This is a genomic window from Streptomyces sp. NPDC057638, assembly GCF_042800315.1.
In the GTDB taxonomy this organism is placed as follows: Bacteria; Actinomycetota; Actinomycetes; order Streptomycetales; family Streptomycetaceae; genus Streptomyces.
On record NZ_JBHVHF010000009.1, the window covers coordinates 12626 to 28725 of the forward strand.

The 16100-nt window shown below is 70.9% G+C and carries 18 protein-coding genes and 1 tRNA gene; 14 read left to right on the plus strand and 5 right to left on the minus strand.

The genetic code is table 11. From position 1 onward, the window contains the following. Positions 1 to 130: 130 nt before the first annotated feature. On the minus strand, positions 131 to 889 hold the full coding sequence (gene cobF / locus ACFVIM_RS02410; protein WP_384297457.1) for a precorrin-6A synthase (deacetylating): 759 nt from the start codon (positions 887 to 889) through the stop codon (positions 131 to 133). Positions 890 to 981: 92 nt separating this feature from the next. Here cobF and ACFVIM_RS02415 point away from each other — a divergent pair, with 92 nt between their 5' ends. Genes ACFVIM_RS02415 through ACFVIM_RS02425 form a run of 3 tightly spaced genes read left to right on the plus strand, consistent with a single transcriptional unit; the run spans position 982 to position 4114 of the window. Beyond that, positions 982 to 1779 carry a (Fe-S)-binding protein gene (locus ACFVIM_RS02415; protein WP_384297459.1) on the plus strand — a complete coding sequence of 266 codons (798 nt, stop codon included), beginning with the start codon at positions 982 to 984 and terminating at the stop codon, positions 1777 to 1779. Then, positions 1776 to 3284, plus strand: a complete 1509-nt coding sequence (locus ACFVIM_RS02420; protein ID WP_384297460.1) for a lactate utilization protein B — start codon at positions 1776 to 1778, stop codon at positions 3282 to 3284. Before ACFVIM_RS02415 ends, ACFVIM_RS02420 begins: the two co-directional genes overlap by 4 nt. After that, positions 3281 to 4114, plus strand: coding sequence for a lactate utilization protein C (locus ACFVIM_RS02425; RefSeq protein WP_384297461.1), 834 nt, complete (start codon positions 3281 to 3283; stop codon positions 4112 to 4114). The genes ACFVIM_RS02420 and ACFVIM_RS02425 overlap by 4 nt, the downstream gene beginning before the upstream one ends. Here ACFVIM_RS02425 and ACFVIM_RS02430 read toward each other — a convergent pair. Then, a complete protein-coding gene (locus ACFVIM_RS02430) occupies positions 4102 to 4599 on the minus strand; it encodes a DUF309 domain-containing protein (RefSeq protein ID WP_384297463.1) in 498 nt (165 codons plus the stop codon). The two genes, ACFVIM_RS02425 and ACFVIM_RS02430, sit on opposite strands and share 13 nt — an antisense overlap. A 116-nt stretch (positions 4600 to 4715) precedes the next feature. Between ACFVIM_RS02430 and ACFVIM_RS02435 the strand changes: the two genes are divergently transcribed. Continuing rightward, positions 4716 to 4792 (plus strand) — tRNA-Pro (locus ACFVIM_RS02435). An 85-nt stretch (positions 4793 to 4877) separates the two neighbouring features. Here ACFVIM_RS02435 and ACFVIM_RS02440 read toward each other — a convergent pair. Together ACFVIM_RS02440 and ACFVIM_RS02445 are read right to left on the minus strand one after the other, a co-directional pair. After that, complete coding sequence (locus tag ACFVIM_RS02440) at positions 4878 to 5759, minus strand: tyrosine-type recombinase/integrase (protein WP_384297465.1); 882 nt, start codon at positions 5757 to 5759, stop codon at positions 4878 to 4880. A 345-nt stretch (positions 5760 to 6104) separates the two neighbouring features. Next, complete coding sequence (locus tag ACFVIM_RS02445; protein WP_384297466.1) at positions 6105 to 6362, minus strand: helix-turn-helix transcriptional regulator; 258 nt, start codon at positions 6360 to 6362, stop codon at positions 6105 to 6107. Positions 6363 to 6800: 438 nt separating this feature from the next. Between ACFVIM_RS02445 and ACFVIM_RS02450 the strand changes: the two genes are divergently transcribed. From ACFVIM_RS02450 to ACFVIM_RS02460, 3 genes are all read left to right on the plus strand, one after another. After that, the gene (locus tag ACFVIM_RS02450) at positions 6801 to 6962 is read left to right on the plus strand and encodes a hypothetical protein (protein ID WP_384297467.1); all 162 of its coding nucleotides are present in this window, start codon (positions 6801 to 6803) and stop codon (positions 6960 to 6962) included. 344 nt (positions 6963 to 7306) lie between these two features. Continuing rightward, positions 7307 to 8266 (plus strand): helix-turn-helix domain-containing protein, encoded by a 960-nt coding sequence (locus tag ACFVIM_RS02455; RefSeq protein WP_384297469.1) that lies wholly within the window; start codon positions 7307 to 7309, stop codon positions 8264 to 8266. A gap of 156 nt (positions 8267 to 8422) precedes the next feature. Beyond that, positions 8423 to 9070, plus strand: coding sequence for a hypothetical protein (locus ACFVIM_RS02460; RefSeq protein WP_384297470.1), 648 nt, complete (start codon positions 8423 to 8425; stop codon positions 9068 to 9070). A 679-nt stretch (positions 9071 to 9749) separates the two neighbouring features. On the opposite strand, the gene ACFVIM_RS02465 is transcribed toward ACFVIM_RS02460, so the two are convergent. Further along, entirely contained in the window at positions 9750 to 10922 is a 1173-nt protein-coding gene (locus ACFVIM_RS02465) for a serine hydrolase domain-containing protein (protein ID WP_384297471.1), read from the minus strand. 384 nt (positions 10923 to 11306) lie between these two features. On the opposite strand from ACFVIM_RS02465, the gene ACFVIM_RS02470 reads away from it, so the two are divergent. The 7 genes from ACFVIM_RS02470 to ACFVIM_RS02500 all read left to right on the plus strand — a co-directional run bounded on the left by ACFVIM_RS02470 (position 11307) and on the right by ACFVIM_RS02500 (position 15732). After that, complete coding sequence (locus tag ACFVIM_RS02470; RefSeq protein ID WP_384297473.1) at positions 11307 to 11711, plus strand: hypothetical protein; 405 nt, start codon at positions 11307 to 11309, stop codon at positions 11709 to 11711. A gap of 28 nt (positions 11712 to 11739) precedes the next feature. Next, positions 11740 to 12159 (plus strand): ester cyclase, encoded by a 420-nt coding sequence (locus ACFVIM_RS02475; protein ID WP_384297474.1) that lies wholly within the window; start codon positions 11740 to 11742, stop codon positions 12157 to 12159. 195 nt (positions 12160 to 12354) lie between these two features. Next, entirely contained in the window at positions 12355 to 13275 is a 921-nt protein-coding gene (locus ACFVIM_RS02480; protein ID WP_384297476.1) for a hypothetical protein, read from the plus strand. Between the two features lie 73 nt (positions 13276 to 13348). Further along, on the plus strand, positions 13349 to 14203 hold the full coding sequence (locus ACFVIM_RS02485; protein ID WP_384297478.1) for a hypothetical protein: 855 nt from the start codon (positions 13349 to 13351) through the stop codon (positions 14201 to 14203). A 472-nt stretch (positions 14204 to 14675) separates the two neighbouring features. Then, a complete protein-coding gene (locus tag ACFVIM_RS02490) occupies positions 14676 to 15050 on the plus strand; it encodes a PadR family transcriptional regulator (RefSeq protein ID WP_384297479.1) in 375 nt (124 codons plus the stop codon). Beyond that, complete coding sequence (locus ACFVIM_RS02495; RefSeq protein ID WP_384297480.1) at positions 15047 to 15505, plus strand: hypothetical protein; 459 nt, start codon at positions 15047 to 15049, stop codon at positions 15503 to 15505. Before ACFVIM_RS02490 ends, ACFVIM_RS02495 begins: the two co-directional genes overlap by 4 nt. Continuing rightward, a complete protein-coding gene (locus tag ACFVIM_RS02500) occupies positions 15502 to 15732 on the plus strand; it encodes a hypothetical protein (RefSeq protein WP_384297482.1) in 231 nt (76 codons plus the stop codon). Before ACFVIM_RS02495 ends, ACFVIM_RS02500 begins: the two co-directional genes overlap by 4 nt. Positions 15733 to 16100 lie beyond the last annotated feature (368 nt).

Genomic DNA, 16100 nt, shown 5'->3' on the forward strand with positions numbered 1-16100 from the left:
GGCCCAGGGGCCCGGGAGGTGCCCCCACGCCGCGTTGTCGTCAGTCGCCGACACTCCCCAGCCGCCGGAGGGGTGACCGGGTCCGGGAGCGCGTTACCCCTACGCGCGCGGGGGCACGCACGCCCCGGGGTCAGGGGTGGCGGCGCAGCAGATAGGTGTCCATGATCCAGCCCTTGCGCTCCCGCGCCTCGGTCCGCAGCCGCTCGATCCGCTCCGACACCTCGGCCAGCCGCCCCGACACCAGGATCTCGTCCGCGGTGCCCACGTACGCGCCCCAGTAGATGAACAGGTCCTGGTCCAGATGGCGGGTGAAGGCGTGCCGGGCGTCCAGCATCACCACCACATCGTCCACGCCCTCCGGCCAGCCCTCCGCCAGCCTGCGGCCGGTGGTGATCTGGACCGGGCGGCCCACCCGGTTGAGCCCGGTGCGGTGCTTGGCCAGGAGCGCGGAGACACTGCTGACCCCGGGCACCACCTCGTGCTCGAAGGCGACCCGGCCGCGCTCCAGGATCTCCTCCAGGATCGCGAGCGTGGAGTCGTACAGGGACGGGTCGCCCCACACCAGGAACGCGCCGGACTGGTCCTCGCCCAGCTCCTCGGTGATCCACCGCTCCCAGATGTCGGCGCGACGGGAGCGCCAGTCATCCACGGCCGAGGAGTACTCCGATGTCTGACGGTCCCGTTCCGGATCCGGGGCCTCGACCAGTCGATAGCTCCCCGCGGGGACATGGGTGTCGAGCAGGGTGTGCCGCAACGCGGCCAGATCCGACTTCTCCTCGCCCTTGTCCAGCAAGAAGAAGACATCGGCCCTGTTCATGGCCTTGATGGCCTGGAGCGTCAGATGGTCGGGGTCGCCCGCCCCGATGCCGATCACAGAGATTTTCCGCACCCGGAGAGTGTGCCGCACGCCCGGCGCGCGCTCTCGACCGGGGGGCGCGTGCCGTCTATCGAGTGCGGGCGCGCGCGGCCTATCCTCCGACCATGCGTGTCGCCCTCCTCGTCACCTGCGTCAATGACGCGGTGTTCCCGGCCACCGGTATCGCGACCGTACGCCTGCTGGAACGCCTCGGCGTCACCGTCGACTTCCCCGCCGGACAGACCTGCTGTGGCCAGCCCTTCCTCACCACCGGCCACCGCCGCCGCGCCGCCGCCCTCGCCGCCCGCACCGCCCGCGCCTTCGCCGGATACCCGTATGTGGTCACCCCCTCGGGCTCCTGCGCCGCGATGGTGCGCGCCCACTACCCGGGCTTCGGCGAGCGGGAGCTCGCGGCCCGTACGTATGAACTGACCGAGTTCCTCGTGGACGTTCTCGGCGTCACCGATGTCGGGGCCCACTATCCGCACACCGTCACCTACCACCCCTCCTGTCACGGGGCACGGCTGCTGGGGCTCGGCGACCGGCCCCGGCGGCTGCTGGCGGCGGTGCGGGGGCTTGAGCTGAGGGAGTTGCCCGGGGCCGAGGAGTGCTGCGGCTTCGGCGGCACCTTCGCCCTGAAGAACCCGGACGTCTCGGTCGCCATGGGCCGGGACAAGATCCGCGCCGCGCTGGCCACGGGGGCGGAGGTGCTCTGCGGCGCGGACAACTCCTGCCTCGCCCACCTCGGGGGCATCATCCACCGCCAGGACGAGCCGCTGCGGGCACTCCATATCGCGGAGATCCTCGCCACGACGGAAGCGGACACGACGGATACAGCCACCGGGGAAGCGGACGCCGGGGCCACCGGGGAAACGCGGATCAGGAACGGCGCCTCGGACAGCACCTCGGAGGCACCGCGATGACCAGGACCTTCCTCGGTATGCCCGCCCGGCTCGCCCGTTCCCCCCGCTCTCGGGGAGCCGACCCCGGCGCCGCACCCCCCGCGCCCACGTTCCCCGAGGCCGAGCGGGACGCTGTCCGCGACCCGGTGCTGCGGGCCAACCTGCGCCACGCCACCCACACCATCCGCGACAAACGCGCCCGCGCCGTGGCGGAACTCGACGACTGGGACCGGCTGCGCGAGGCGGGCAAGCGGATCAAGGACCAGACGCTGCGCCATCTCGACCACCATCTGGAGCGCCTGGAGGCGGCCGTCACCGCCGCCGGTGGCACCGTCCACTGGGCGGCCGACGCCACCGAGGCCAACCGGATCGTCACGGACCTGGTCAAGGCCACCGGAGAGACCGAGGTCGTCAAGGTCAAGTCCATGGCCACACAGGAGATCGGCCTCAACGAGGCCCTCGCCGCCGAGGGCGTCACCGCCTACGAGACCGACCTCGCCGAACTCATCGTCCAGCTCGGCGACGACCGCCCCTCCCACATCCTGGTCCCCGCCATCCACCGCAACCGGGCCGAGATCCGGGAGATCTTCGCCGAGCGGATGGGCCAGTGGGGCCGCCCGGCCCCCGACGGGCTCACCGACACCCCCGCCGAGCTCGCCGAGGCGGCCCGGCTCCATCTGCGGGAGAAGTTTCTCCGGGCGAAAGTGGGCATTTCCGGCGCCAACTTCATGGTCGCCGAGACCGGCACCCTCGTCGTGGTCGAGTCCGAGGGCAACGGCCGGATGTGCCTGACCCTGCCCGAGACGCTGATCTCCGTCGTCGGCATCGAGAAGACCGTCCCCACCTGGCGGGACCTGGAGGTCTTCCTCCAGACCCTGCCACGCTCCTCGACGGCCGAGCGGATGAACCCGTACACCTCGATGTGGACCGGGACCACCGACGCCGACGGACCGCGCGCCTTCCATCTGGTGCTGCTCGACAACGGCCGCACCGACGCCCTCGCCGACCCCACCGGCCGCCAGGCCCTGCGCTGTATCCGCTGCTCGGCCTGTCTCAATGTCTGCCCGGTGTACGAGCGGGCCGGAGGCCATGCGTACGGATCGGTCTACCCCGGGCCCATCGGCGCGATCCTCGGCCCGCAACTGCGCGGCGTCCACAGCGCGCTCGACGCCTCACTGCCGTTCGCCTCCACCCTCTGCGGGGCCTGCTACGAGGTCTGTCCGGTCGCCATCGACATCCCGGAGGTGCTGCTGAGGCTGAGGGAACGCGTGGTGGACACGGCCGCCGGGGCCGACGCGCCGGACAAGGGCATCACGGCCTCCCGGACCGAACGGATCGCGCTGGCGGCGGCGGGCTGGGTGCTCAACCACCCCGGGGCGCTCGCGGCGGGCCAGCGGCTCGCCCTGCGGACACGCCGGTTCCAGCCACGCCGCCCCCCGGGCGCCGGCGCCTGGACCGGTGCCCGGGACCTGCCCGAGCTGCCCGCCGAGTCCTTCCGCGACTGGTGGAAGCGGAACCACCGGTGAGCGCGGCACGCGAGGAGATGCTCGCCCGGATCCGGGCCGCCGTCGCGGGGAGCCCCGAGGCTCCCGAGGTTCTGCGTGACTACCGCCCCCGGCATGTCCCCGACGACCCCGGCACCCTGCTCGACCTGCTCGACCACCACCTCAGCGACTACCGGGCCGTCGTGCGCCGCACCACCCCGGCCGGGCTCCCCGCCACCATCGCGGCGGTCCTGGCCGCCCACGGCGCGCGCACCGTCGTGCTCCCGCCCGCCGTGCCCGCCGCCTGGCTCACCCCCACCGGGGCGCACCCGCCGACTCCGTACGCCGCAGACGCCCCGCCGGTCAGCTACCACCGGGATGGCAGCGGCGGCGAGGACGGCAGGAGCGGCGAGGGCGGCGGTGATATCGGGGATGGCCGGGACAGTGGCGGCAAGAGCGGCAAGAGCGGCAAGAGCGGCAAGAGCGGCAAGAGCGGCGGGAATGGCGGGAATGGCAGCGGGAGCGGCAGGGGCGGCGGCGGAACGCTCACGCCCGCCGAACTCGACCGCTTCGACGCCGTCCTCACCGGCTGCGCGCTCGCCATCGCCGAGACCGGGACGCTTGTCCTGGACGGCGGCCCGGACCAGGGGCGGCGCGCGCTGACCCTCGTCCCCGACCTCCACCTCTGTGTCGTACGGGCGCCGGAGCAGATCGTCGCCTCGGTGCCGCTGGCGCTGCCCCGGCTCGACCCGTCCCGGCCCCTGACCTGGATCTCCGGACCGTCCGCGACCAGCGATATCGAGCTGGACCGGGTCGAGGGCGTCCACGGGCCGCGCCGGCTGGAGGTGATCCTGGTCGATCAGCGTGGCTGACGCCGCAGCCGGGGCGCCTCCGCGCGCGGGTCGACGGGAGCCTCCCCGGCCAGCCGTCCCGCCAGCTCCCGCGCCCACTCCACGAGCCCGGGGATGTCCAGACCGTGGGGACCGTCCCCGCCGGGACCGGCGAAGTCCGCGACCCGCCCGGCCCCCCGCAGCAGAAGCCGCGCCCCACCGGTGGTGTTGCCCCGGGCCGCGTGGGTCAGCCCCACCGCGAGCTGCGCCAGCCCGCGCCACAGCTCCCGCTCCGGACCGGAATCCGCCTTCCAGGCGTCCTCGAACACCTCGTGCGCATGGAACGGCCGCCCGGCGTCCAGCAACTCCTGCGCCTCCGCGAGGGTGCCCTCGACCGTCCTGGCCACCCCCTCCGGCTGCCGCTCCACCCCGGCGGCCCCGTACGGCAGTGGCCGTCCCAGTCCGTCCCGTGGCCGCGCACTGCGCGCCCTGCCCCGCTCATCACGGTCCCGCTCCGTCTCACCCACCCCTCGATTCTCCCGCGCCCCGGGCCACCGCACCCCCGGCACGGTGTGAGTCGCCCCCTCCGACGTGGGGTAATGTTCTTTCTGCGCGGGCGGCCCCACCGAGGAGCCGGACGCGACGGGACGTGGCGCAGCTTGGTAGCGCACTTGACTGGGGGTCAAGGGGTCGCAGGTTCAAATCCTGTCGTCCCGACCAGCGTTTTCGCGGGTCGCAGGCGGTATCGGAGACATCCGGTACCGCCTTATCGTCGTTCTTGGGGACCAGTTGGGGACCAGCGGGTCTAGCGGCGTCTGGCGGGTCCTGCCGGGGACACGGGCAGGATGACTGGTGCGCGGACAGGGCTGAGGTACGCGCTGAGGGATGTGCCGGCGTCGGTGATCTTCTGCATGTCGGGGTGGAGGTATCGCTGAGTGGTGAGCAGGGATCCGTGTCCGGCGATCTTGCGGAGGACGTGTGCGGGGACTCCGGAGTCGGCGAGCCAGGTGAGGCCGGTGTGGCGGAGGTCGTGGCGGCGGAGGTGTTCGAGGCCGAGGGCGGTGACGACTTCGTCCCAGTGGGTGGCGTCGCGCAGCACGGCGGTGGAGATGCGTCCGCCGCGGGGGCCGGTGAACAGCCGGGCATGCGGATCGGGTCCGGCTGCGAGGAGGCGTTCGGCGACGAGGGGGCGGATCTCCTGAATGAGGGGGACGAAGCGGGCGCGTTTGCCTTTGGTGTCCTTGTCGACGAGCCCTCCGGGGGCGGGGGTTGTCTGGCGTCGGACGGTCCATATCCAGTTCTCGGTGTCGATGTCGCCGACGCGGACACCGGAGACCTCACCGATCCGGGCGGCGGTGGCGGCGGCGAAGACGACGACGTTGCCCCAGCCGTGGTAGTGGCCGTGTGACCGCGCCACGAGTGCCTGGCCGAGGTGCAGCAGGGTGGGCCAGTCGGGCAGCGCGAGCGCTCGGGGGTTGTCAAGTTCGTCCTCGGCCTTCTTGTACTCGTGCTGCCAGCCAGTAACCCGGGCTGGGTTGATGGTGATGAGGCCGTCACGAACGGCCTGTTCCATGACGCGGACCAGGACGGCGAGGCTGTTCTTGACGGTGGACCGGCTCTGCTCGTCAGCGATCCAGCCATGGACGGTGCGGTCCACCGCGCCGTGGGTGATCAGACGTACGGGCACGTGTCCCAGGGACGGGATCACCCGTCGGCGCCAGCCAGCGAGTTAGGGGTCGCGGGTCTTGAGTTCCAGGCCGCGCAGGGGCCAGGTCCATGTTGGCGGTGCCGTAATCGGTGAGCGACGCCGTCGCCGTTTCGGGCGTAATGCCGATGGCGGCGGCCTCGACGATGCCTCTGATCCAGTCATCCGCCTCGTCCTGGTCGTTCTTGCCGACGGACAGGGAACGCCGCTCTCCGGTTTCGGGGTCGAACCAGCGGACCCGCGCCCGGTAGGGGCTGCGCCGGTCGGGGCGGTGCTCGACATCCGTGGACAGCCGCACTCCGAGGGGAACCGTTTCAGCGTGAGCCATCAGGCCCCCGTGCCGGGCGCGATCCGACGCTGTCGCAGCCACCGTTCGACATCGGCGGCGCTGTAGAGAGTGACCCGGTCGGTCAGCGGGACATGGGGCGGCCCTTGATGCGGACGTGCCGTGCGCCAGCGGCGCAGGGTGGACGGATCGACTCGGAGCAGGGCTGCGAGCTCTTCGGTTGTGTGCCAGCCACTGCTAAGAAGCGGATCACCATCGGGTGAAATATCAGGTACAGGCGGGGGTGAACTGTGGGGCATAACTTCCTTGCGGGAAAGAGCGGCTGGACGCGCCGGAGGCGACGTTTCCTTTCTCGCAAGTGTTCGAGGAAACCCCGATTTCAGTAACAGGGGAAGTCGTGTTACAAGGCTCTGCTGCCCGTAACGCTGATTGAACCGTCCTCATTGACGCGACGGCTTCGGTGCTCCACGTGGTGCGTCATCGGGAAGAGATCGGCATCGGCAATGCCGGGAGAAGTAGCAGGTCAGAGGGCATTTAGGGTCGTCTCGCACGGATGATTTTGGGCCCTGAGCGTCATATGAGCGTCAAGAGGGGGGAAGGGTAGATGAGGTTCCGGAGCCTGCTGTCGTAGTCGCGTCAGAGAGGCGGTCACTCTGTGTATCTGCGCTGCGCTGAGTGACGTGGGAGGCCGACCGCCTCGGCGAAATAGTCCTCATGCGGACCCGGGCGAGCTGGAGGTGTTCGAGATCGGCCGCATCCGTGAACTGCTCACCGAGGCCCGCCGACTGCTCACCGCCACGGTCGCCCAGCACGCCGCCGCAGCCCCGGAAGACAAGCGGGTGCGCTACATCGACACCCGGCTCAAGGCGGTCGAGGCCACCCTCGACCTGATCGCCTGAGAAGAGGGGACTGTGATGCGCGAACGCCGCTACCCCTCGAGGCGATGCTCACCCTCGCCGCGATCACGCTCATGACCCGACGCCTCACCCGCCAGACCGCCTACCCCACATCGGCACTCCCTCGTCCCACAGAGACGGTGCGAACAGCCTGAGCGCTGTGTCCGGCCCGGCGGACTCCGGCGACCCGAGCACCGCGCCGGCTCGTCGCGGACGGCGTGTTCTCCTGAGTCGCAGCCTCACCCTGCCGGGCGGTCCTCCGGCGTTCTCTGAACACTCTTGGTCGTGCCGCGTCACTGTGGCCGCATGGAGATTCGGGAATCCGGTCCAGTCCGGAGGAGGGTGCGATGGTCGATGAGGAGTCGTATCGTGCGGCTGCCGAGGACTTGCCCGTGCACGGTGTTCCCGCCGTCCCCGCGCCACGCGGCGCGGGCAGGCGGAGTCCGGCGGGGATCACCGTCGGGGTCCCCTGGAGGCCGCTGCGCGGGAGTGTTCTGGGGTATGTCGGTTTCGGGCCCGAGTCCCAGCTCCCCCTGACCCAGAGGGTCCTGCCCGCCGGCGCGGTCATACTCGTACTCAGTTTCGATTCCGGCTCACATCTGCTGGGCCCCGCCGGCACACTGGCCATGTCCCCGGTATCGGTCGTCGGCCTGCACGACCGTCCCACGACCGTGGAGCACAGCGGCCATCCCCGTGGTGTGGCCGTCGGCCTGGCACCGCCCGCCGCGTACACGCTCCTCGGGGTCGCGATGTCCGAGCTCTCGCACACCTACACCGGACTCGACGCTCTGCTCGGCGAGCAGGCGTGGTGGCTTCTGGAGCAACTGGCACAGGCCCGGACCTGGGAAGCGCTTTTCGGGCTGCTGGACCAGCAGCTGGCACAGTGGCTGCGCGACGGCCGCCCGGCGCAAGCACCGGTGGTTCACGCCTGGCATCGGCTGCGGCGGAGCGCCGGCCGGCTGGCCGTGGGCGGGCTCGCCGACGAACTCGGTTGCAGCCGACGCTATCTGGAGAAGCGCTTCAGCGAACAGGTCGGCCTGTCACCCAAGGCCGTTGCCCGGGTCTGGAGGTTCCAGCACGCGGCACGCCTGCTCGGCGTGCCCGGCCACACCCTCGCCGAGATCGCCTACCTGTCCGGCTACTGCGACCAGGCCCACCTCAACCGAGAGTTCCGCGTACTGGCGGGATGCACACCCACCGAACTCCTTCCGCCCCGGCCTGCGGCACAGCCGCCGCCCTACATCACCGTTCACGAGATCTGCCGTCGTTCGCATTCGTCCAAGAAACCCGTCACCCTCCGCCCATAACGTCGAGGACAGCACCAGGGAAACCTCCTGGACCGGCAGCCGCGCAGCCCGCACCGGCCGCGTCCCCGACCGCCCGGCGCACGGCGGATGCCGACCGTGCCCCGCCACCCCAGCAGGGGCGATGGGACGAACGACCTCCGAACGATGGGACATCCCGTGAAGAAGAAACTGACCACCGGCCTCATGGCCTTCGCCGCCATCGCCGCGACCCTGACCCCGCCCGTGACCGCCACCGCCGCGCACCGAACGGCCCCGGCCGCGCAGTCCGGGCAGGTGAGCGGCGCTCCGGCAACCACCGGATCGGTGACTGCCGACGGCGCCTCCACCGCTCCCGGCCGCGCCTCGCACTTCATGTCCCAGTCGCGGAACCTGGGCCTGACGGCAGCCCAGGCCAGGGCTCTTCAGACCGAGGCCGAAGCCAACGTGGCCCGGACAGGCGGCACCCAGGTGGCGCCCAACAGGATCGACCTCGGCGGGGCGATCATGACTCTCGCCGTCCCCGGTGAGAAGTACGCCCGCGACCTGACCCAGCCCAGGTCCACCCGCGCGCTCGCCTCCTGTGCCTACGGCCACATGTGCGCGTACAAGGACAGGAACTACACAGGAAACACCATCGACATGCTCCGCTGCGCCGACTACCGGATCCCGTGGCTCACACGCGGCTCATGGATCAACAACCAGACCAGGGGCACACGGGCGAGGTTCATGAGCAGTGACCGCGTGGTTCGCTGGACCTCGCCGGGCGCCTACAGCTCCGACCCCAACGCGGACTGGAGCTGGGTGCACTGGGTCCGCAACTGCTGACCCGGCGGACTGGTCGTCGCGGAATCTCACCGCAGCCTCCAGGACTGTTCCCTGCGGCAGGCGAGAGGCCCGGCCGTGAACCCGGCCGACGTCTCCTTCCCTCCGCAGCCACGGGCCAGACCTCGAAGCCCGGACCACGCCCACCGGCGGGATCCGGGCTTCTCCCGCGTCCCGGGCCGGACAGCGCGGGAGCCGAATCCCCGCCGCAGGTCCCCTCTTCTCAGCCGCAGAACCCATCCCCGGAACTCCGGTGATCTTGTTTTAAAGATGGGTTCTGAGAGACGTCGAGCGGCGGTACCCCTGTGGAACCGCTGCTTATCAGAACGCTAGCGGCCCAGATGAGTGATGACCGGCGCGTAAGCGAGGAACCAGGCAGAGTGACCGGAATTGAGTCATATAGGCGATGGTGGGTGCATAGCTGACGCTTTACGACAGGAACATATGGCCGCGAATTCGATTATCGGATATCAGTGTGGATCGAAGGATGAGCTTGGCAGGTCGGGTTCGCGCCCCTGGCCGTCGGACTGCCGGGGCAGGTCCGCGGGAGTGAGTCTGCGGCGGATCCGAGAGCGAGGCGTGTCCAGGCTGGGGCGCTCCGGCAGGGCCGGAGTGTGTCAGATGCCGTGGGTCTCGGCCGTACGCGGTGCTGTGGCGGCCCGGTATCCGCGCCGCGCAGGCGTCACCGGCCCCGGCAGAACTCCGCGTCGGCGATGTTCCGGACCGCCGTGCCCGCCAAGGCGAGAGCGTCGGTGTTGAGGTACACGGTCATCCGGTGGTGGGTGTCGTGGGTGGAGACGGAGAGGACTTCGATCCCGTATCCGCCGCCACGCTGTCCCCATAGCTCGATCCCGCAGGAGGTGGTCATACGCATCAGGCCGAGGCCGTGGTCGCCGGTGAGATCCGGGATGGTGGTGGTCATCGTCCGCAGTTGGGCCATGGGCAGCAGTCGGCCGCTGAGGAGCGTGCCGTAGAAGTGGTTGAGGTCGTGGGCCGTACTGATCATCTCCCCGGCGGCGCGTAGTGCCGACGGGTTGAACTCCGTGACGTCGACGCCTGGCGGGGGTGTCTGGGTCTGGGCGGTGGAGTAGGCGCGGCCCGACGGTCGGGGCACGGTCTCCCGGGTGCCGGGGGACGAGGTGCCGTGCAGTCCCAGGGGGGTGATGAGGCGCTGGTTCAGCTCGTGTTCGTAGGAGTTTCCGGTGATCCGCTCGACGATCATCGACGCCAGCAGGTAGTTGGTGTTCGAGTACACGAACCTCTCGCCGGGTGCGGCGGTCGGTGGCTTGGACATCGCGACGGCGAGCAGTTCCTCCGGGGTCCAGGTCTGGTGCCGGTGTGTGAGCCAGGCCGGTCCGTACTGATGGAGTGCGGGGTCGTTGAGGTAGTTGTAGATGCCGCTGGTGTGGTTGAGGAGCTGGCGGACGGTGACGCGGCGGCCGTCGTGTCCGTGGCCGCGCACCACTCCGGGGAGGTGCTTCTCCACGGTGTCCTCGACACTGAGCCGGCCTTCTGCCTCCAACTGGAGTAGGAGGGTGGCCGTGAACGTCTTGGTGACGCTTGCCACCCGGAAGTGATCCGCCGCGACGGGTGGACGCCCTGTGCGCCGGTCCGCGACGCCCACCGAGTCCGTCCACCGGTCCGTGCCGTCCACGACCGTGACCAGCACCCCCGGTGCCCCGCGCCGTACCGCCTCCACCATCGCCGCCCGCGTCGCGGCAGGGGAAGTCGGGACGCCCTCCCCGTCGCCCGGCGCCGCGGCGGACGCGGAGGCCAGCGGTGACAGGAGCGCGGCCGCCAGCCACGCGGCCCCGGATACCAGGGCCGGACGTCCTCTTCCGGCGAGCAGGCGCATGGATCCGCCTTCCGATTCCGGACCGTGATCTGCCGTACTCAGTCAAACAGAGCCCCTCTCGACTCGCGCACGGACACCTGCGGGGCGTGGTCCGTGGGGGCGCCTGGCACGGGACAGGCGCTGCTGGCTGAGATCGGGACCGGCCGGTGGACCGCCTCGGTGTCGGCGCGGCGGTGACATGGCACAAGCCCGGGCGAGCCCGGCCGCGGGTGCGCTCGGTGCCCTCGCGCTTCGGCGCGGCCGCCCGAGGCGTACGACACGCCGTCGAGGAGGGGCCGTCCGGGTGAACCGCTCCCCGAACGGCCCACCGAGCGCGGCGCGCCGACGGCGCCTGTCGTAGCGTGCGGTTGTTCCCGTGCCCGTCACAGCCGAAGGCGGTACGTCGTGGAAGCGTCCGAGCTCCTGCCGGTCATCGCCGTCCTCGCCCTGGTGACGGTGGAGTTCGGCGGCCATGGGCTGCTGAAGTTCATCACCACCGAGGACGGGAAGCTCACCCCGCTGCGCGAGCGTTTCTTCCGCGCCGGGCACGCCCATGCCGGGGTGCTGCTGATCCTGTCCCTGGTCTACTTCCTCTATCTGCCCCGTGCCGGGTTCTCCTCCGGGATCGCGTGGCTGTTCGGGATCCTGCTGCTGGTGGGGGTACTCGCCCAGTCCGGCGGGTTCTTCCTCCATCTGGCCTTCGGTACCGAGGGCCAGACCTCCGCGGGGACCCGTCTCACCCGGGTCGGTGCCCTCCTGATCGCCGCCGCGCTCATCGCCCTCGCGGTCGGTCTGATCCAGCGGCTCTGAGTGACCGCACCGGGGTAGGAATCCTCGTATGGAACAGCGCAACAAGGCCGTGGCCCGTCGCTTTCTGGAGGAGACGGCGGAGCGGAACCGCGAGGCCGCCTACGCCCACTCGTGCACCGAGGAGTACAGGGAACACGACCCGGCGATGGAGCGGGAGACCGTCGGCCTGGCGGAGGCCGTGCGGATCTACCGGGAGCTGATGGCGGCCTTCGGGCTGCGGCACACCGCTCAGAGCGTGATCGGCGAGGGCGATCTGGTCGGTGCCAGGTTCATCGTCCGGGGTCATCACACCGGTACGTACCAGGGGTTCCCGCCCACCGGCCGACGGTTCGAGGTCTCGGGACAGATCACCCTCAGGTTCCGTGGTGGGAAGATCGCCGAGTGCTGGCTCAACTGGGATGTCCAGGGAGCCATGGAGCAGCTCCGCCCGCCCCCTCCGAGCGGCTGAGGCCCTGGTCGGGCGGTACCGCTCCGGAGGTTCGGCCGGGTGGCCCGCCCCAGGGGCTCGGGCGGGTGAGGACACGGCTGGGGCACCGGGGATCCCGAGGGGTGAGGCCCATCATGCGGGCACGGGGTGATCATGATGGGAAGGGAACCGGTTGTGGTGGTGTCCGGATCGCGAGCGCCGGCGCGGCGGGTGTGGGTGGCCAATCCGCCGCTGGCCGGGGCCAGCGGGGTCCTGCTGCTGATCAGCCTGGTCGCGCTGGTGGGCCTCGTCGTGGACCCGAGGGAGATCACCGGGCAGCCCGCCTGGGCCAAACCCGCCCGGTTCGGGTTCTCCTTCGCCGTCTACACGCTGACGCTGCTGTGGCTGCTGACCTTCGTCCAGGGGCGTGGTTTTCTGGTGCGGGTGATCTCCTGGGTCACCGCCGTCACGGCCGTCGTGGAGGTGCTCTGGGTCACCGGCTCGGCGGCGGGCGGAACGACCAGCCACTTCAACTTCACCACACCCGGCTACAGCGGGCTGCTGATCACCATGCTGGTGGTCATTTCCCTGCTCGGTCTGATGGCCCTGGCCACCATCGGCCTGCTGCTCCTCCAGCGGGTCGAACCGCCCCAGCTCGCCTGGGCACTGCGGCTGGGGCTGGCGGTCGGGGTCGTCGGCATGGCCGTCGGCGCGCTGATGGTGACCCCCACCGCCGCGCAGGAAGCCGCCGCCGACCTGGGGCGCGGGATGCCGCACATCGGCGCGCACAGTGTCGGCGAACCGGATGGACGACCGGGCATGCTCCTGACCAACTTCAGCACCACCGCCGGTGATCTGCGGGTCGCCCACTTCGTCGGTGTCCACTCCCTCCAGGTGATCGTCCTGCTCGGACTGCTCCTCACTCTCGGCCCCCGGACGCTCGGGCCCCGCCACCGCACCGCCCTGGTCGTCATCGCCGCCGTCACCTGCCTGGGCCTGATCGCTCTCACCGTCTGGCAGGCCCGCAGGACCCAGCCCCTGTTCGCCCCCGACATGGCGACCTCCACCGCGTGGATCGTCCTCGCGGTGGCCGTCGCTGCCGCGACCGCCACCGTGTTCTGGCACGCGAGGGCCACCCGGGTGAACACCGTGCCCTGACCCGGTGCCGCCGTGGGCACGCCCGAGTGCCGTCCGGCATGCGGGGAGTGCCGGTGGTGGGGATGCTCGCTCCATGGGACTCGCCGTGAAACTCCGCCGCTGTGTGGTCGTCACCGTGATCGTCGTGCTCGGGCCGGGACCGTCCGCCCTGGGCGCGGAGAGGCGGGGTGAGGTCGTCGTCCCGTGTGTCGCGGACCGGAGCCGGATGCTGAACGACGCGATCACGGCCGGGAACGGTCAGCCCGGGACACGGTGGGACATCGTCCTTGAGCCGGGCTGCGTCTACACGATCACGACGCCGTACGGACGGATGAACGCGCTGACCGCCGTCAGCGGTGATGTCCGGATCGCCTCGCCGGGACCGTCGAACGCCGTGATCGCCCGGGGCGCGGCGGACGGTACACCGCACTTCCGCCTGCTGGAGGTGGAGATGGGCGGCCGTCTCACCCTCGACCGTGTCTCCGTACGCGGCGGCTCCTTCGGCAGCGGCGGGGGCGTCTTCAACAACTTCGGCACCCTCACCCTCAACCACAGCACGGTCGAGGCCAACCACGCCCGGGAGTTCGGCGGCGGCATCGCCACCAACGGCGAACGCGCCACCACGACGCTCCACCACACCACCGTCCGCGACAACACGGCGGGCTTCGGCGGCGGCGGGCTCTTCACCAACGGAGGCACCACCGCGCTCACCGCCAGCCAGGTCATCCGGAACGCGGCGCTCGGCGGGGTCGGGGGAGGGATCCTCAGCAACGGCCCCCTCAGCACACTCCACCTGGACCACACCACTGTCACGGAGAACCGGGCGGCCGAGACCGCCGGAGGCATCCTCAACGGAGGCACCGCCACCGCATCGCGGTCCTCGGTCACCGGGAACCTGCCGAACGACTGCGCCGGTTCTCCCGCCCCGGTACCCGGCTGCGCCGACTGACCGCGCCCCGCCGCTCTCCGCCGGGCGGCGGACGTACCCGACGGGCGCGGGAGCGGATCGACCGCGCTCGACGCGACACGGCGGACGGCCACATCTGCACCACTCCCGCTACGCCAGGAGTGGTCGGGAGGCGAGCGTGGAGATGTCGGAGACGTAGGTCCTTGCGGGCCGTCAGCGGCCGGGGAACGGTGGAATCACGCATTCTGTGAGGCCCTTTCAAGCCGCGATGGCCGGAAGGAGGGATTCGGCTCCCTGGGTGGGCCGTCGCCGTGCGCTGGGGTCACCCGCGTCAGTGACGCGGGCGCCATGTTCCTCATGTCAGGCGGCGTGGGCATGGCCCATGCCGACGGTCCCCCGCAGGAGTCGTCCCCCGATCGGAGGAGCGATGGCGGGCCGCCCCCGGAATCGGTACCCGGTATGACTTTCTCGCTCGGCTGGACGCGGTTTTGTCTACCTAAGTAGTTTCTTCGGCATGCCAAGCCCCCGCATGACCAAGCACACCCAGACGGTCCTGCGCGTGCTCCTCGGCCAGGACAGCGACCTCGCCGACCGCACGACGATCCGGACGGAAGGGCTGTACGGCCTGGAGCTGTCCAGACGTTCCGGTCTGCCCAACGGCACGCTCTTCCCGTTACTGGAGCGCCTCCAGCAGGCGGGATGGGTCGAGCGCTACTGGGAGGCGGACGCGAGTGCCGAGGCCGAGGGACGACCCCGCCGCCGCTTCTACCGCCTCAGCGCCAAAGGGGCCGACCTGGCGCCTCACGCCCTCGCCGAGGCCACCGCCAACGCCCCCTCCACCGTGCGTTCTGGGACCCTCGCCCCCGGTCTGGCAGGGGGCAGCTCATGAACGGGAAACCACCGTCCCGACCGGGAGGCGGCGACGGTGGCGGCGAGGCGGCCGCGCCCGTGTCCGCCCCGGCCCGGGAGGCCACGCCTCCGAGGACGGCGTCCCAGCGGGTGGACCAGTGGATCTACATCCCCGCCCAACTGCACGAATGGACCTTCACCTCCGGCAACCGACGACGGGAGCGGTCACTCCCGACCGAACGGGGCACCGTCGAACCGCCCATCCACGGGAGGCCGCTCACCCAGGACACCAGCGGCCTTCTTCTGGCCCCCCTTCACTGCCTCGTGCGGCTCCTGCCCCCGCCCGAGCGTGCGGACTGGGTGGGGGAGCAGCGGGGCTACCTGAGGGATCTGCCCGACTCCCGCGCCCGGTGGAAGTGGGTCCTCGCGACCTTGGTGGGGATGCCCCGCTACGCCTACACCGTGCGCACCGGCTCAGCGAAGGAAACGGTATGACCACACCCACACCCACCGGGGGCGGCGACCCGCACCCCCGCCCGGGAACCGAACCGGAGCTGCTCACCCAGCGCGCCGCCGTGGTCCTGCTGGCCGCGACCGTCATCGGAGCCGTCAGCGGAGTCCTCACCTACCTCAGCACCGGCGACACCGCGGGCGCGCTGCTCGCCGGACTGACCTGCCTCGGGGTGAGCGCACTCGCCCTGAACCGGATCATCGGACCCTGACCTCACGACAACGACCGGCGGCGGCCCCGAGCGCCGCCAGGGAAGCGGTCATCGGGAGCGCTCCCTCTGGCCCACGGCGCGTTCATGGCCCATGGCGTGGTCTCCATGGCACCCGCGCACGCCTGGGCCGACGCCCCCCGCGCACCCGCATACGGCCAGTCACCACGGAGTGCGCCGCACCTCGCGCGCCGACGGGATTCCCGCTGGGAGGGGGGAAGCCGATCCGGCCCTTCCGTACCCCATCGCGCCCCCGCACGCCCCTCACCAGCACGGTCGCCGTAACCGGGAACACCCATAGCCTGAACTTCACTGACAGCCCACCAGGAAAGGAGCAGTGTCCATGGATGATATGGACGATCCGTTCCGTG

Excerpts from the sequence above, each read along its gene's own strand:
- ACFVIM_RS02415 (WP_384297459.1), top strand. The coding sequence starts at position 982 with ATGCGTGTCGCCCTCCTCGTCACCTGCGTCAATGACGCGGTGTTCCCG.
- ACFVIM_RS02420 (WP_384297460.1), top strand. The coding sequence starts at position 1,776 with ATGACCAGGACCTTCCTCGGTATGCCCGCCCGGCTCGCCCGTTCCCCC.
- ACFVIM_RS02445 (WP_384297466.1), bottom strand. The coding sequence starts at position 6,362 with ATGCCCCACAGTTCACCCCCGCCTGTACCTGATATTTCACCCGATGGT.
- ACFVIM_RS02455 (WP_384297469.1), top strand. The coding sequence starts at position 7,307 with ATGGTCGATGAGGAGTCGTATCGTGCGGCTGCCGAGGACTTGCCCGTG.
- ACFVIM_RS02465 (WP_384297471.1), bottom strand. The coding sequence starts at position 10,922 with ATGCGCCTGCTCGCCGGAAGAGGACGTCCGGCCCTGGTATCCGGGGCC.
- ACFVIM_RS02475 (WP_384297474.1), top strand. The coding sequence starts at position 11,740 with ATGGAACAGCGCAACAAGGCCGTGGCCCGTCGCTTTCTGGAGGAGACG.
- ACFVIM_RS02485 (WP_384297478.1), top strand. The coding sequence starts at position 13,349 with ATGGGACTCGCCGTGAAACTCCGCCGCTGTGTGGTCGTCACCGTGATC.
- ACFVIM_RS02490 (WP_384297479.1), top strand. The coding sequence starts at position 14,676 with ATGCCAAGCCCCCGCATGACCAAGCACACCCAGACGGTCCTGCGCGTG.
- ACFVIM_RS02495 (WP_384297480.1), top strand. The coding sequence starts at position 15,047 with ATGAACGGGAAACCACCGTCCCGACCGGGAGGCGGCGACGGTGGCGGC.
- ACFVIM_RS02500 (WP_384297482.1), top strand. The coding sequence starts at position 15,502 with ATGACCACACCCACACCCACCGGGGGCGGCGACCCGCACCCCCGCCCG.